At 68.3% G+C, this 14,812-nt stretch carries 13 protein-coding genes and 1 pseudogene; 10 read left to right on the plus strand and 4 right to left on the minus strand.

Going from position 1 to position 14,812, the window contains the following annotated elements; genetic code table 11:
• Position 1 precedes the first annotated feature (1 nt).
• The 5 genes from ACH4KB_RS22725 (at position 2) to ACH4KB_RS22745 (ending at position 4,069) form a co-directional block, all read left to right on the plus strand.
• Complete coding sequence (locus ACH4KB_RS22725) at positions 2-754, plus strand: thioesterase II family protein (protein WP_398067700.1); 753 nt, start codon at positions 2-4, stop codon at positions 752-754.
• Between the two features lie 3 nt (positions 755-757).
• Positions 758-1,432: a 4'-phosphopantetheinyl transferase family protein gene (locus tag ACH4KB_RS22730; protein ID WP_398067701.1), complete on the plus strand. Its 675-nt coding sequence runs from the start codon at positions 758-760 to the stop codon at positions 1,430-1,432.
• Positions 1,433-1,495: 63 nt separating this feature from the next.
• Positions 1,496-2,488, plus strand: coding sequence for an ABC transporter ATP-binding protein (locus ACH4KB_RS22735; RefSeq protein ID WP_398067702.1), 993 nt, complete (start codon positions 1,496-1,498; stop codon positions 2,486-2,488).
• Complete coding sequence (locus tag ACH4KB_RS22740) at positions 2,481-3,278, plus strand: ABC transporter permease (protein WP_398067703.1); 798 nt, start codon at positions 2,481-2,483, stop codon at positions 3,276-3,278. The genes ACH4KB_RS22735 and ACH4KB_RS22740 overlap by 8 nt, the downstream gene beginning before the upstream one ends.
• A 50-nt stretch (positions 3,279-3,328) precedes the next feature.
• Positions 3,329-4,069, plus strand: coding sequence for a methyltransferase (locus ACH4KB_RS22745; protein ID WP_398067704.1), 741 nt, complete (start codon positions 3,329-3,331; stop codon positions 4,067-4,069).
• Positions 4,070-4,411: 342 nt separating this feature from the next.
• Here ACH4KB_RS22745 and ACH4KB_RS22750 read toward each other — a convergent pair whose 3' ends face one another.
• A complete protein-coding gene (locus ACH4KB_RS22750) occupies positions 4,412-5,068 on the minus strand; it encodes a response regulator (RefSeq protein ID WP_398067705.1) in 657 nt (218 codons plus the stop codon).
• Positions 5,065-6,255 (minus strand): sensor histidine kinase, encoded by a 1,191-nt coding sequence (locus tag ACH4KB_RS22755; RefSeq protein ID WP_398067706.1) that lies wholly within the window; start codon positions 6,253-6,255, stop codon positions 5,065-5,067. Before ACH4KB_RS22755 ends, ACH4KB_RS22750 begins: the two co-directional genes overlap by 4 nt.
• A gap of 62 nt (positions 6,256-6,317) precedes the next feature.
• On the opposite strand from ACH4KB_RS22755, the gene ACH4KB_RS22760 reads away from it, so the two are divergent.
• The 5 genes and pseudogenes from ACH4KB_RS22760 (at position 6,318) to ACH4KB_RS22780 (ending at position 11,413) form a co-directional block, all read left to right on the plus strand.
• Entirely contained in the window at positions 6,318-7,115 is a 798-nt protein-coding gene (locus tag ACH4KB_RS22760) for an ABC transporter ATP-binding protein (RefSeq protein ID WP_398067707.1), read from the plus strand.
• A 68-nt stretch (positions 7,116-7,183) separates the two neighbouring features.
• Positions 7,184-7,906 carry an ABC transporter permease gene (locus ACH4KB_RS22765; RefSeq protein WP_398067708.1) on the plus strand — a complete coding sequence of 241 codons (723 nt, stop codon included), beginning with the start codon at positions 7,184-7,186 and terminating at the stop codon, positions 7,904-7,906.
• A 98-nt stretch (positions 7,907-8,004) separates the two neighbouring features.
• Positions 8,005-8,349: pseudogene (locus ACH4KB_RS22770) on the plus strand (transposase); the annotation flags it as partial.
• Positions 8,350-8,953: 604 nt separating this feature from the next.
• Positions 8,954-10,855, plus strand: a complete 1,902-nt coding sequence (locus ACH4KB_RS22775) for a serine hydrolase (RefSeq protein ID WP_398067709.1) — start codon at positions 8,954-8,956, stop codon at positions 10,853-10,855.
• Between the two features lie 213 nt (positions 10,856-11,068).
• Positions 11,069-11,413 carry an acetylxylan esterase gene (locus tag ACH4KB_RS22780; protein ID WP_398067710.1) on the plus strand — a complete coding sequence of 115 codons (345 nt, stop codon included), beginning with the start codon at positions 11,069-11,071 and terminating at the stop codon, positions 11,411-11,413.
• A gap of 16 nt (positions 11,414-11,429) precedes the next feature.
• On the opposite strand, the gene ACH4KB_RS22785 is transcribed toward ACH4KB_RS22780, so the two are convergent.
• Together ACH4KB_RS22785 and ACH4KB_RS22790 are read right to left on the minus strand one after the other, a co-directional pair.
• Positions 11,430-13,670, minus strand: coding sequence for a tetratricopeptide repeat protein (locus ACH4KB_RS22785; RefSeq protein ID WP_398067711.1), 2,241 nt, complete (start codon positions 13,668-13,670; stop codon positions 11,430-11,432).
• Positions 13,671-13,701: 31 nt separating this feature from the next.
• Positions 13,702-14,604: an oxygenase MpaB family protein gene (locus ACH4KB_RS22790; RefSeq protein ID WP_398067712.1), complete on the minus strand. Its 903-nt coding sequence runs from the start codon at positions 14,602-14,604 to the stop codon at positions 13,702-13,704.
• Positions 14,605-14,812: the final 208 nt, after the last annotated feature.

The following is a 14,812-nucleotide window of genomic DNA, read 5'->3' on the forward strand; positions in this document are numbered from 1 at the left end:
GATGGAAAAGATTCCGATGCTGTGCTTCCCGCACGCCGGCGCCGGCAAGCTCTACTACAGCAAGTGGCGCACCGAGTTCACCGACGCCATCGATTGGAACGTTGTCCAGTATCCGCTCCGGGAGCAGCGCATGCGCACCCCCATGCCTCCCACGGTTGCGGAACTGGCCGAAAACATATTTGCAGAATTCGCAGATATATTCCGTCGGACGTATGTGATCTGGGGGCACAGCATGGGCAGTGTCATCGGTTACGAGGTCGCTCGGCTGTGTCAGGACCGACTGGACAATCCACCGTTGGTGTTCTTCAGCTCCGGCGCCTCAGCGCCTTCGAGGGCACGTTTTGCGCACGTGGCGGACCTCGATACGAGCGAAGGTTTCCGCGATGTTCTCCACCGTTACGGCGGGGTATCCAAGGAACACCTGCGGGACCCGGACTTCATGACGTACTTCGCACCGATCATCGAAGCCGATCTGCGGTTGCTGGGAGGGTACCAGGACATGACGTTCGACAAGCTGCGCTGTCCTGTAGCGCTCATGATGGGCCGCAGCGATACAGCGACCACCGATATGTGGCAGCGCTACACGGATCACCCGCTGGAAGTCACGGAGTTCGATGGTGGGCACTTCTTCCTTGATGAACACCGGAGTGCGATGGCGTCACTGATGGAATCCCAGGTCGAGTCTCTGTCGCCGGGCAGCAAGGGGACGGCGGAGCGCGTGCGTGAAACCGCGGTCCTGCGAGAGATCCGGTGACGGGTGCCTGACGTCCTTGCGTTTGATATCGGCGGTCTGCGGGACCGGGACCTCGAATGGTTCGAGAAGGCGGTGTCGGCAGAGCGACGCGTTCGCGCGGCGAAGTACTCGTTCCTCGATGATCGCAAGCGATGCCTGGCCGCCGGCGTGTTGCTGCGGTATGCGGTGAGCAAGCGGCACGGGGTGCCGGTGCGCGAACTCGACGAAGCGAAGGGTGCGTACGGGAAGCCGTTCCTCCCCGACCACTTGGGCGTTCATTTCAACCTGTCACATGCGTACAGATGGGTGGTGTGCGCAACAAGCACGAATCCCGTCGGGGTCGATATCGAGCGTGTGGATGATCGTCCGATGGGAATCGCCCGCAGGTTCACTCCCTCCGAGTACGCCTACGTCTGGAATGGGCCAGAGGAGGAGCGTCCACGCCGCTTCACTCGGATCTGGACGCTGAAAGAGGCTTGCGTAAAGTACGTCAGCTTGGGTCTGCATATGCGCTTGGACTCGTTCAATGTGTCCGTGGATGACATGCATCCGCAGGGTCTCGATCGTTCCGGGAAAGAGCCTCCGTTCCTGACGCAGGCGGTTCACGGCGACGACTACTACGTCGCGAAATGTTGTGAAAATGACACCGCATTGGCGATTCAGACGGTACCGCTCGAAGAGCTTCATTCGGTCTGCTGACGGCGTTCAAAGGCTCCCACTCGATGTGGAAGTGTCATCGAGCTACACGCGCAAAATGAGAACGTGAGGATCACGATGAGTGATGTAGTACTCGAAGTCGGGGGCGTCACGAAACGGTTCGGCGATGTCGTCGCGAACGACAACGTGGGGCTTCGCGTCCGGGCCGGCGAAGTGGTCGGATTGCTCGGACACAACGGAGCCGGGAAGTCCACCCTGGTCTCGCAGATCGTCGGCCTGCTCAAACCCGACAGCGGATCGATCCGGGTGGCGGGAGTGGATGCCGTCGCCAACCCGAGGACGGCACGCCGCGCAGTGGCACTCCAGCCCCAGAGTCAGGCACCGCTCGACGGTATAACTCCCGCTACGGCGATCGAACTTGTCGCCCGGCTACGCGGCCTTTCTCGCGCCGAAGCCAAATCAGCAACGCTGGCGCTGGCCACCGAGCTGGATATCAATGAATGGCTTGGCCGGCGGGCCATGCCCAACGGCGGGGGTATATCCAGTGGCATCCGGCGGTTGACGGCATTCGCCATGGCAGCTGTCGGACCGGTTCCGCTGTACGTCCTCGATGAGCCGACCAACGATGTTGACGCCGGTCGACGGCGACGCTTGTGGGACACGGTTCGCCGACTCGCGGACCAAGGGGCCGGAGTGCTGCTGGTCACCCACAATGTGGTCGAAGCAGAACGCGTGGTGGACGAACTCGTCGTGCTGAACCACGGGAAGGTCGCCGCTGCCGGCTCACCGAGTCAGCTGCGCGGGGCGAGCGACAAATTCCTGCGGCTGGAGCTGTCGTTGCCCCCGGACGGCTCAGACCCTTCCGAGTCCGGGGAAGGCGTTCCGATTCCCATCACTCGTCGAGTACGCGCCGGTCGGCGAGTACTGCTCACCCACGATGCTGCCGACGCCGAAGCCGCGGTTGCTTGGGCTACCACACTTCGCGCGCATCGGCGCATTGAGGGATATGCCTTGTCCCCCGTCACTCTCGAGGACGCGTATCTGGCCATCACAAGCGAACCCGAAGCCGTCACGGAGGAGGAGCCCGCCCATGTCTGAGCAGACGGCCGCCGCGTCCGGTGAGCGCGTAGCTGTTGAGATCCCGGCGCCCATCGGCTTCGGAGCGATCAACGGGACCATCCTGCGTTGGACGTTGAGCGGGACCGGGGCGATGCTTCCTCTGTTCGTCGTTGCGCAGGCAGTCCTCGCCGCCGCGGTCATCATCGGCTTGGGTCTCCTGATCCCGGACATCGACTCCGCCGCCGCACAGTACCTGTCCTCGGGTGCGCCAACGGTACTGATCATGGCTATCGGGTTGGTCATGGTTCCACAGGGGACATCGCAGTCGCGCATGAATGGGGCTTTCATGTACCAGCGCGCGCTTCCGGTGCCTCGCAGCATACTCATGTTGAACGACCTGATCGTATGGCTGGTCATGGCGCTGCCTGGCGTTGCTGTCGCCGTGATCGTGTCGCTGATGCGGTATGACTTCACCTTTTCATTCAACTGGCCCCTGCTGGTGGGGGGATCGGTTCTGGCTGCGTTGATGGCGATTTCCATCGGCTACGCGATGGGCGTGCTGCTGCGCCCGATGCCGGCCCAACTTCTCTCCCAGGTGCTGGTGTTCTTCGTGCTGCTGTTCTCGCCGGTCATATCTCCGGAGAGCCGGTTCCCCTCGTGGCTCCAGTCGGTCCATGAGGTGCTGCCGATCCAGTCGGCCGGCGACATGATCCGCGCGGGTCTGCTGTCGGACACCTTCAGTACGGGGTGGCAGGACGCGCTCATCGTGGCCGCGTGGTGTGCGCTGGGGCTTCTGATCAGCATTCGTGCCCTCGTCCGAAGGGGCTGACGTCCGGTTGTCAACGCTGGACCGGCGACGGAATACAGAAGGAGATTTCAGTGGAGAAGACACTCGCCGAGGAGATCGGCGCTTGGTTGCTGTCGGAGATGGACTCGCGGCCGAAGAAGCGGTCCACCACGTACCTGCTCGGAAAGCACTGGGAGGTACTGCCCGACGTGTGGCCGCCGGATCCCGTGACCCGGCTGTTCACCACGTGGTTGCCGTTCACCGCGGGCAGTCGATTCCTTGAGGTGGGCTGTGGTGCGGGCATGACCTGCGTCGTTGCCGCACAACACGGCTGTGCGTCGGTGGTGGGCCTGGACATCAACCCTCAAGCGGCGGAGAACACCCTGCTCAACGCTCAAAGGCACGGCGTGTCCGACCTCGTGACGGCGTACACCAGTGACGTGTTCGACGCTCTCGACAGCAGTGCGAAGTTCGACATGATCTTCTCGAACCCACCGCAGATCAAAATGGCGGTCGGGCGGGAGCACAGCATGGGGGCCGAAGCCGCGGCGCTGGACCCGGGATTTATGATGCACCGCCGGTTCTTCCGGCACGTGGGAGAGTTCCTGGCCCAGGACGGCAGGATCTACATGGGTGCGAACGAGGCAGTGGGCGACGCACCCGAGCTGGAGCGCATCGCCGCCGAGGCTGGATTCGTGGGCCGGAAACTGCGTACCGAGCCGGTCCAGATCCCGGCTGCTCTCATCGGCTTGACTCCCGCGGTCAAGGCGGCCGCCGATGAGCACGGAATCCTGAGCCTGGACGTCAGCATGTTCGAGTTCAGACGCCCCTGACCGCGCTTGACGTCTTGAAGGTCATCAGTGGACGTAGGGAGCGGCTGTCCGATTCCGCAGGGCGCCGCGACGCAGAACACCCCTGATGAAACAGTGTTCACCCTTGTCGGGCCGGCATCACCGGCCCGACAAGCCCAGTCGGGTGTTCTCCCAGCCGCTTCCGGCTGGAGAAGTTCTCGATGAAGGCGAAAATCTCGAGGGCGGCCCGGTCCGGCGAGGTCGCCAGGCAGAGCCGACCTTCGCTACCTGACCCCACTGGAGATCAGACAGCGACAGCAACAATCCCTTACCGTCACCCTGTTGAGCGATGACAAGACAGGCATAACGCCACAAGCCGCACTGCTAGCCGAGTATTCCTTCGCGAATGGCTCGTAGTACGGCGTTGGTTCGGTCACGGGCTCCGAGCTTCAGCAGGATGGAGGAGATGTAGTTCTTCACCGTGCCCTCGGCCAAGCGCACCAGTTCGGCGATCTGGCTGTTGGAGTAGCCTTCGGCCACCAACCGCAGCACCTCGAGCTCACGGTCGGTGAGGTCTTCGACCACGACCCCGGCGGCGCCGCTGGGCTGTGCTCCGGACCGGATGAACCGCACTAGCCGATCGGTAATGGAGGGGCCGATGAACGTACCGCCGGAGGCCAGCAACTCAACGGCGTGGGAAAGCTGGACGACTGTGACGTCCTTGAGGAGATAGCCCTTGGCTCCGGCGCGCATGGCGTCGAGAACCAGGGCGTCGTCGTCGAAGGTGGTCAGCACCAGAACAGGAATCTCGATCCCCTGCTCGTACTGCTTCTTGAGAAACCAGAGCCCGTCATAGACCGGCATCTGGAGGTCGAGCAGGACGACATCGGGGCTGTGGGCAGCGCACGCCCGAAGTGCCTCGGCACCGTCGGATGCCTCACCGATCACTTCGATGCCGGCAAGCTCGAGCAGGGTGCGGATACCCTGGCGGACCAGGGTCTGGTCATCGACCACCAGTACGCGCGGAGCGGTGTCTGTCACTTCTGCAGTCGCCGATCATGTGTCGTGGGCAGCCGGGCCTCCACGGTGAACTGTGGTGTGGTGCGGATGGTCAGGTGTCCGCCGAGCGGCTTCAAGCGCTCCTTCAGGCCGGTGAGGCCGTTTCCCATGGTGATATTACGTGGCGTAGTGCCGTCATTGATGCCGCTCAGGGTCAGCGTGCCGTCCTTCAATTTCACCGTGAGTGCCAGTTCAGCGGCCCCGGCGTGCTTGATGGTGTTGGTGATGATCTCTTGGGCCACTCGTATCAGAACTGCTGTTCTCTCTTCGTCGGCATCCACCTCGGCGTCGACCTCTACGTGTATCTCCAGGCTGGGCACGGCGCGGGCCAGCCGTTCCAAGTGCTGCTGCAGGTCAGCCTGACTGGGCACCCGCAGCTCCCCGACTGTGCTGCGCACATCGGCGAGCACGTCCTTGGCCATACTCCCGGCACGCCGGAGATGTTCCAGCACGGCGGGGCCTTCGCCGTGCTGGGCGGCCTCCTTCTCCAGGCGGTGCTGGGCAGCCGCCAGCTCCAGGCTGAGCACCGTGAGCTGATGGCCGAGTGAATCGTGGAGATCCCGGGAGATGCGCAGCCGTTCGGAGGCGGCGGCGGAGTCTTCCAGCAGCACTCCTGCCGCTTCCAGTTCCAGATTCTTCTGCTCCATTTCGGCCCGGAGCAGGGCTTCTCGCGACATCGCGTAGGCGGTGGAGACCACGGCCAGATGAACGATGAGATAGAAGACCGCAGACGCGATTGTTTTGATGAGATCCGCGCCGGCGGACCAAGCGTACGCGGAGGTCGCCAGGCAGTTCAGCAGCACCACACAGAGCACCCACCCCATCGGCACCAGGTAGGTGCCCATGGCGGCAATCACGATCAGCAGCGTCACGACCATACTGCCGCTGGACGACACGGTCATCAGCAGCACCCAGGAGGTGAGCACGGCACACCCGTAGAACAGCAGCCGGCCGGTGCGGCCGGGCAGCGGGCTGACCGACAGGTTCGTGGCGGCGAACCACACCGCCAGAATGGCGGACCATGCCCAGGCCGGCATCGCGAGTTCGTCCATGGCCAGGGTGAGCACGCCAATGACCAGACTGAGCCCCACAATCACATGCCGAGCGAAGTCGTCGGCGCGGCGTCCGTCCTTGTGGCCGACGGCCACGGTGACCGGGGTGTGGATCATAGCGATCGAGCCTACCTGAGCCCGGGGACGGCCCGCAGGTGCCGAAAGTCATGGTCGAGGTCATGACCGTCGGCACCTGCCTGCGGCAGCTCAGGCGCAGAAGACTGATCCGTATGAGCGGCGAAACCAGGCCTCTGGCCATCGATGCCCAGCATCTGGTCAAGCGGTACAAGAACAAGACAGCAGTCGACGACATCAGTCTGCAGGTGCCCATAGGGGAGACCTTCGGTGTGCTGGGAACCAACGGGGCCGGAAAGACCACGACCGTCGAGATGATTGCCGGACTGCGCCGGCCCACGAAGGGCAGCGTGCGGATCCTGGGCATGGATCCCTTCAGCAACGCGGCCGAAGTACGTCAGGTGCTCGGCGTCCAGCTACAGGAGGCCAACCTGCATGATGCTCTGACCGCTCGTGAGCTGGTGGATCTCTACCGCAGCTTTTACCCCGACCCCCTGGACGCCGACCAGGCCCTCGCCATGGTGGAGCTGCAGGACAAGGCCAAGACCAGGTTCAGCAGGCTCTCCGGGGGACAGAAGCAGCGGCTCTCCATCGCCCTGGCGCTGATCGGTCAGCCTCAAGTAGTCATCCTCGACGAGCTCACCACCGGGCTGGACCCCAAGGCACGACGCCGGGTGTGGGCGACCATCGAGTCGTTGAAGGATCAGACGGTGATCCTGATCAGCCACGCCATGGACGAGGTGGAACGGCTCTGTGACCGGGTGTTGATCATCGATGCCGGACGCATCATCGCTCGGGGCACCCCGGCGGAACTCAAAGCACAGGCTTCGGCTGCCACCTTGGAAGATGCCTTCGTGCAGCTGACCGGCAAAGCGCTTCTGGACGAGGAGGAAGACTACTGATGACCGCTACCACCACGACGACACCTCCTGTCCGCGCTCGTCGGCCAGGGCTCCGAGCGGGACTGCGGATGGTCCAGGCCGAGGCGAGGATGGTCACCCGGGACCCCGCGAACGTCATCATTCCGCTGGCTGTTCCTGTGCTGCTCCTGGTGATGAACGGCCTCTCGCTGGAAAACCCCGATGAAGAGCTCCGGTCCGGTGTCACCGTTATGGACTATCACGCGGTGCCGGTGGTCCTGGCCCTGGTGGTGACCATGATCGCGGTGATGAACTTCCCCGGCTACCTGGCCACCTACCGCAAGACCAAGGTGCTCCGCCGACTGGCGGTCACGCCGGCATCTCCTGCGATGGTGCTGGTGGCTCAGATCGTGGTCAGTTTCCTCCAGATGCTCTTCGGTATCGCCATCGCCCTCGGGATCGCGCTCCAGTTCTTCGATACCGCCCTGCCCGACGATGTGCTGGTGGCTGTGTTGGTCCTGCTCGCCCTGTGTCTGACGATGTACTCCGTCGGCATGATCGTGGCATCAGTGGCTCCGACACCCAACGCGGCAGTCGCCATGGGCTTGATCGGCTTTTTCGGTATGGCCGCACTCGGCGGCATGTTCGGCCCCATGGAGAACCTGCCCGAGCGGCTGGCCGAAGTCGGCTCCTGGCTCCCCTTCGGTGCGGCCGTCGAAGCCTTCCAGTCCACATGGGTGGGCGAGACCGTGGCCTGGGAGAACTGGGCCAGCCTCGGAGTCACCACGGTGCTCGGCGTCGCTGTGGCTTCCGCACTCTTCCGCTGGGAATGATCACGGAGACTTCGCTGATCGAACGCCACCGACCACGGGCCCGGCCTGCTGCTCGAGCTGGTCTCGTCTGGTGTGATCGTCGCTTTGCTGTGGGAGGCATGGAAGTGGTGAATCGGCTGGTGCCCGACGAGTTGTGGGAATTATTCATACGGGTGGTGCCGTCGGCGCCGACGCGGCCGCAAGGCGGAGGCCGGCGGCGGTACGGCGACCGGGAGGTACTCGCCGCAATCATCTTCGTGGCCACCACCGGGTGCGCCTGGCGGCAGCTCCCACCGGTGTTCGGGCCTTCCGGACCGACCGCGCACCGCCGTTTCACCGAGTGGTCCAGGGCCCGGGTGTGGTCCAAGCTGCACCGCCTGATCCGGGACGACCTCGGTGCCCACCGCGAGCTGGACTGGTCGCGGTGCGCGATCGAATCGGTGAACATGCGGGCGCTGAAAGGCGGGAGCTGACAGACCCGAAATCCCCACTTCCCAGCCCCGACCCTTCCTGATGGCTCGTCAGTCCTACTGGCGGGCCGTTTCGGGTTGCTGGTGCGCACAGAACGACAGAGAGCCACACACAGCGCGAACGTACGTGGACCGCGCCGGAATTCCCCGCCGCTACTGCCCCACGACTTCCCGCCCCACCAAACCGTCTACGGCCACTTCGCCCGAGGTGGGCACGCGGTGCACGTCGACCGATCCGGTCAGTGCCCGGCAGGCCCGCATGGCGACGGCCCGCTGGTTCCGGGTCAGGGCCACCCCGCCATCGGGAGACCTTGCCCCTCACCCAGCGAGTGACGCGCCGACAACCTCCGCACCCCGCCTGCGAAGAGCCGCATTGCCCGACCGGAAATGCCGCCGCGCGACGGCCGGGGCAAAAGCCTCCTGACGCAATGTCAGATTCTTTGCGGCCCTGACCCCGTCCGGAAACCCGGAGCTGACAGTAATCTCTCCGTCGGCAGGAACTTTCACTGCTCGGACAGATTTCGGAAGTTACTTTCGCGCAGCTCCGGACGTACGGGCGCGGCCCGATGACCGGACGCCGGGCGGGAAGGAGTTGCGGATGACCGGGGACACGCGGGACCACGGGCGGACGGCGGACGGCCGGGGCGCGCACGGCGAGGGCTCCTCCGCCGGGAGCGGCATCCCCCGGCGGAGACTCGGCGGCGGGATACTGGCGGTGGGCGGCGCACTCGCGCTGTCGCCGCTCCCGCCGGCGGGAGCGGCCCCGCGCGGCGGGCCGGGCGCGGGAGCGGCGCGGGGAGCGGCCGGCACGGGAGCGGGCATGGGATCAGGGGCACACCGGCCCACACTGCGGTACGGGAGCGCGGCGCGCGCCGGATTGCTGCAGGGACCGCTGGACCAGCTCGTCAGGGATGCCGAGGCGTACCTCTCCGACTCCCCCGCCCACCCCTGGTACGCGGGCGCGGTCCTGCTCGCCGGGCGGGGCGGGACGGTGGCGCTGCACCGGCCGATCGGAAAGGCGGTGCGCTATGCCGCGTACGACGAGAAGACCGACACCGGGGTGGAGTTCCCGGCGGACCAGCAGATCGCGATGGCCGAGGACACCGTCTTCGACCTGGCCTCGATCTCCAAGCTGTTCACCTCGCTCCTGGCGGTCCAGCAGATCGAGCGCGGGAGGCTGGAGCTGGAGGCGACGGTCGCCTCGTACCTCCCGGAGTTCGCGGGCGGCGGCAAGCAGGACATCACCGTCCGCCAACTGCTCACCCACACCTCGGGGTTCCGGTCCTGGATCCCGCTGTACGAGGAGCCGACCCGGGAGGGAAAACTCCGGAGGCTGTGGGAGGAGGTCCCGGCGAACACCCCCGGCAGCACGTATCTCTACTCCGACCTCAACCTGATCTCGCTGCAACTGATCCTGGAGAAGATCACCGGCCGCCCGCTGGACGCCCTGCTCCGCGACGAGATCACCGCCCCGCTCGGGATGCACCGCACCCGCTACAACCCGCCCGCCTCCTGGAAGCCGAAGATCGCGGCGACGGAGGACGCCCGGCCGCCCTGGTCCGGTCTCGATCGCGGGCTGGTCTGGGGCGAGGTGCACGACGAGAACGCCTACAGCCTGGACGGGGTGGCGGGCCACGCCGGGGTGTTCTCCTGCGCCTGGGACCTCGCGATCCTCGCCCGGACCCTCCTCAACGGCGGGGTGTACGGCCGCGCCCGCGTCCTGTCCGAGGAGTCGGTCGACCTGCTGTTCACCGACTTCAACACCGCGTTCCCGGGCGACGAGCACGGCCTCGGTTTCGAGCTCTACCAGCACTGGTACATGGGGGCCATGGCGACCCCGCGCAGTGCGGGGCACACCGGGTTCACCGGGACGAGCCTGGTGCTCGACCCGTCGACCGACACCTTCCTCATCGTGCTGGGCAACTCCGTCCACCCGGTACGGAGTTGGCGCTCGGGCAGTGCGCCCCGGGTGGCAGCCGCCAACCAGCTGGCGCGGGCCGTTCCGGTCCGGCCCGAACGGGGGCGCACCGCCTGGTTCTCCGGGATGGCGAGCGCGTCCACCGCCACCCTCACCCTGCCCGCCCTGCGCCCGGCCTCCACACGGGCCCGGCTCGAGTGCGCGCTGTGGTGGGACACCGAACCGGCCGCCGACCATCTCTTCCTGGAAGCGTCGGCGGGTGGCCAGGACTGGCAGCCGGTGCCGTTCGCCACCGTACGTCCGGGACCGGGCCGCCGCCCGGACCCGCAGCCCCACCCGGCCGGCTCGGTCACCGGCTGGTCGGGGCGCGTCTGGCACCGTCTTGAGGCGGACCTGACGCCCTGGCGCGGCCGGGACGTACGCCTGCGCTGGCGTTACACCACCGACCAGCGGTATGTGGGACGCGGCGCGTACGTGGACGGGCTGCGGGTCCGCGACGGCCTCCGCACGGTCTTCGACGCGGAACGGCCCCGGGACGCCGGCCGGATCGAGGCGATCGGCTGGGTGCCATCGGCGGACTGAGCCCACGCCCGAACGAGGAGGGGCGTCGGCAGCCGGCGCCCCGCGCACCGCCGGGGCGGCCGTGCCCTCAAGTCCCCGCGTCCGCCCGAGCGTCCGTCTGCGCGGGCGACGGGGGCGCGGCTGGGAGTGGGAGGGCAGTACCCACTACCACGGCTTCGTGCTGCGGGCGGCGCTGCCGGCGCTGCGCTCCACCGACCCGTCCGCGCTGCCGACGTGCCGTTCCTCCGCCACTACCGGCGCGCCTCGCAGATCACGGACGCGGGAGCGTACGCGGAGACAGCCCGCTGGCTGTCGGGGCACCGCTTCCGGATCGAGGAGGCGATGGAGACCCTGTCCTACTTCGACGGGGTCGACTCCGCCGCACGCGCGAGCGCCCCCGCCTGGTTCTCGGTGGGGCTGATGGACCGGATCTGCCCGTCCTCCACGGTGTTCGCGGCCTACCACCACTCTGCGGGACCGGCCGGGATCGAGGTGTTCCCGTACAACGGGCACGAGGGCGGCGCCGAGTACGACCTGCCGCGCAAGCTGGGTGCGCTGCGGGGGGTGTTCGGCGCCTGAGGGGCGGGCGTGCGGGTCAGGTGCGGTGCGGTCCGGCGGCCTTGGCCGACCGTCCGAGCCGCTCCAGGCAGTGCGCCTCGTCGTCGCGGGCCGCCAGCGTCTGGGGGTGGTCGGGGCCCAGCGCCCGGGCGCGCGCCTCGGCGACCTCCCGGTACGCCGTCAGCGCCTCGCTCCACCGGCCGAGCCAGCCGAGCCCCGAGGCGACCTCCCGGCGGCTGATCACGGTGTCCGGGTGATCGGGTCCGAGGGTACGTTCCCGGAGCGCGCAGACCTCGCGCGCCTCGGCGAGCGCCTCCTCCCAGCGGCCCGTCCGCCCCAGGTTGACCCCGAGGCCGTGGCGGGCGCGCAGCGTCTCGGGGTCGGCGGCGCCCGCGGTCCGGGTGCGGTCGGCGACCAGGGAGCGGTACAGCTCCAGGGCCTCCGCGTCGCGGCCGAGCCTTCCGAGGCTGATCCCGGCCTCGTAGCGGGCGGCGAAAGTGTCGGGGTGATCGGGGCCGAGGGTGCTCGCGCGGGCCCTGGCGACGTCCTGGAAGGTGTCCAGCGCCTCGGCCCAGCGACCCAGCCTGCCCAGCGTGTACGCCACTTCGTAGCGGGTGGTGAGGGTGTCGGGGTGCGTCGGGCCGAGCAGCCGGGCACGGGCGTCGGCGACCTCCCGGGCCAGCTGCCAGGACTCCTCGGGCCGCCCCAGCCTGCTGAGGTTGAAGGCCATGTTGTGGCGGCAGCGCAGGGTGTCGGGGTGGTCGGGTCCCATGACCCGTTCGCGGACGGCGAGGACCGCCCCGTACACCTGGTGGGCCTCGGCGTGCCGGCCGAGCCGGCCCAGGGCGTGGGCGGTCGCCTGGCGGGCTGCGAGCGTCTGCGGGTGGTCGGCGCCCAGGGCGCGTTCGCGGCCCTCGGCGACCCGGGCGAACTCGCGCAGCCCTTCCTCGGCCCGGCCCGTGCGGCTGAGGGTGAGGCCGAGTTCGTAACGGCTCGCGAGAGTGTCGGGGTGGTCGGGGCCGAGGACGCGGCCACGCTGGGCGGCGACCTCCCGGTGCACCTCGCCTGCCTCCTCCCACCGGCCCAGGCGGCCGAGGTCGATACCCGCGCTGTGGCGGCCGTCGAGCGTGGCGAGGAGCTCGGGAACGGGGGGCCCGGCCGGCCCGGGTACGGCAGGCCCGGGTACGGCGGGGCCGGAGTGCGGGGCGGTGGCGGAATACGGGGCGGTGGCGGAGTGCGGGGCGCCGGTGGTCCACTGGCCCGTCAGCCCGGCGGCCGGGTCGGGCTGTTGGACGGCGGGGCCCGTCGCGCCGGTCGCCCGGTGTCCGGCGGTCATGGAGCGCGTCCAGGCGGGCAGGGCCCGCGGGGCCGGCGGCCGCTCGGCGCCGGACAGGGCGAGGGGCCCCGGGCCGATCGCGGGCTGTTCCCCGGTCCGGCCGAGGACGATGCGGCGGCGCAGGTCGCCCGCGTCGACGGGCCGCTCCTCGGGGGCCTTGGCGAGGAGGTCGAGGACGACACGGTCGAGGAAGCCGGGCAGGTCGGCACGGTGGGTGCGCAGCGGTTCCGGCGGGGTGTCGCGGTGTCCGACGAGCACGGCCCAGGCGTCGTCCTGGTCGAACGGCGGTACGCCGGTGGCGATTTCGTACAGGACGCAGCCCAGCGAGTAGAGGTCGCTGCGGTGGTCGACCTCCTTGCCGCTGATCTGCTCGGGCGACATGTAGTGCGGGGTGCCCATGGCGACGCCGGTGGTGGTGAGGCGGGACGTCATGTTGATGTCGTGGCCGAGGCGCGCTATCCCGAAGTCGCAGATCTTCACCGTGCCGTCGGTCAGCCGCATGATGTTGGCGGGCTTGAGGTCGCGGTGGACGATGCCCTGCCGGTGGGTGTAGCCGAGGGCGTCGGCGACCTGTTCCGCGATGTCGACGACATGGTCGACGGGCAGCGGGTGCTGCTGGTTCTCCTCCATCAGCTGGCTCAGGTTGTGCCCGTCGAGCAGCTCCATGACGAGGTAGAGCAGGCCCTCGTGCTCGCCGAAGTCGTGCACGACGGTGACGCCCCGGTGCTGGAGGGAGGCGGCCACCCGGGCCTCGCGCCGGAAGCGTTCGCGCAGGATGCGGGTGAACGCCCGGTCGTGCTGGGGGCCCATGGGTTTGAGGCATTTGACGGCGACCTGACGGCCCAGCGACTCGTCGCGGGCGCGCCACACCTCGCCCATGCCGCCGCGCCCGATCAGTTCGAGCAGTCGGTACCGGCTCTGGATCAGCCTGGTGTCCGCCATCTGCCGCTTCCCGCCCCCGTTGTTCCCGCTGCTAGCGCTGTGCCCTCCCCGGCCCGTCCAGTATGGCGGCCGGTCCGGGGAGTCTGTACGCGGCGGGGCGGCTGTCGGGCCCCAGCCGTGCCATCGCCCCGAGAATATGACCGGGCGGCAGCTGCCAGCGCACCCGGTCCGGGATCGCCCGCAGGACGGCGCCGGTGGCGCGCAGCCGCCGGTCGACGGTGGCCGGCGGCGGGACGGGCCGGCCGTACAACTCGTGGGCGTACGGGGGCAGGGACTGGTAGGCCAGCGCCGCCACCCGCCGCCACACCAGGGCGCGCGCCGGAACGAGCCAGCGGCGCACGGGCGGGCTGCGGAGGAAGTCGTCGACGTCGGCGGCCTCGGCTCCGGCGGCGAGTTCGGGGCGTACGCGGTCGAAGTAGGCGGCGAGTGCGGCGGTGGTGGCGGGCACCCGGTCCGGGTCGAGGCCGACGAGGCGGGCGCCGGTGCGGTGTTCGTCGATGTACCGGTCGGCCTGGGCGTCGGTGAGGGGGTAGCCGGAGCGGCGCTGGACCTGGAGGTAGGAGTCGGCCTCGGCGCAGTGCACCCAGAGCAGCAGTTCCGGTTCGTCGACGCCGTACGTCTCCCCGGTGTCCGGGTCGGTGGCCTGGATCATGCGGTGGATCCGGCGGACCCGGGCGCCCGCCTGTTCGGCGGCGTCGGTGGTGCCGTAGGTGATGGTGCCGACGAAGGACGCCGTACGCATGAGCCGGCCCCAGGCGTCCCGGCGGAAGTCGGAGTTCTGGGTGACTCCGCGCACGGCGCGCGGGTGGAGTGCCTGGAGGTAGAGGGCGCGGATGCCCGCGATCCACATCATCGGGTCGCCGTGCAGCTGCCAGGTGACCGACCGGGGCCCGAAGAGGCCGGGGTCGGGTCGCGGCGGGGAGACGTCGTTCATCCGCGGGTACCTCCGGCTCGGCGGTGCACGGGGGCGGCGCCGGTACACGCACGGACCGGGGCCGGGATCGATGGTACGTCGGGGAGGGGCGTCTCCGGCAGGGCGGGTCGGACGGTGACTCGGCCCCGCGCACGGTGGCCGAGCGGTTCACGGCCCGTGCGAGGCCGCGTTCGGCACACCCTTGGAATACCCCCAGGGGGTATGTTGT

Origin of the sequence: Streptomyces sp. NPDC017520 (assembly GCF_044329855.1) — a bacterium.
Taxonomy (GTDB): domain Bacteria; phylum Actinomycetota; class Actinomycetes; order Streptomycetales; family Streptomycetaceae; genus Streptomyces.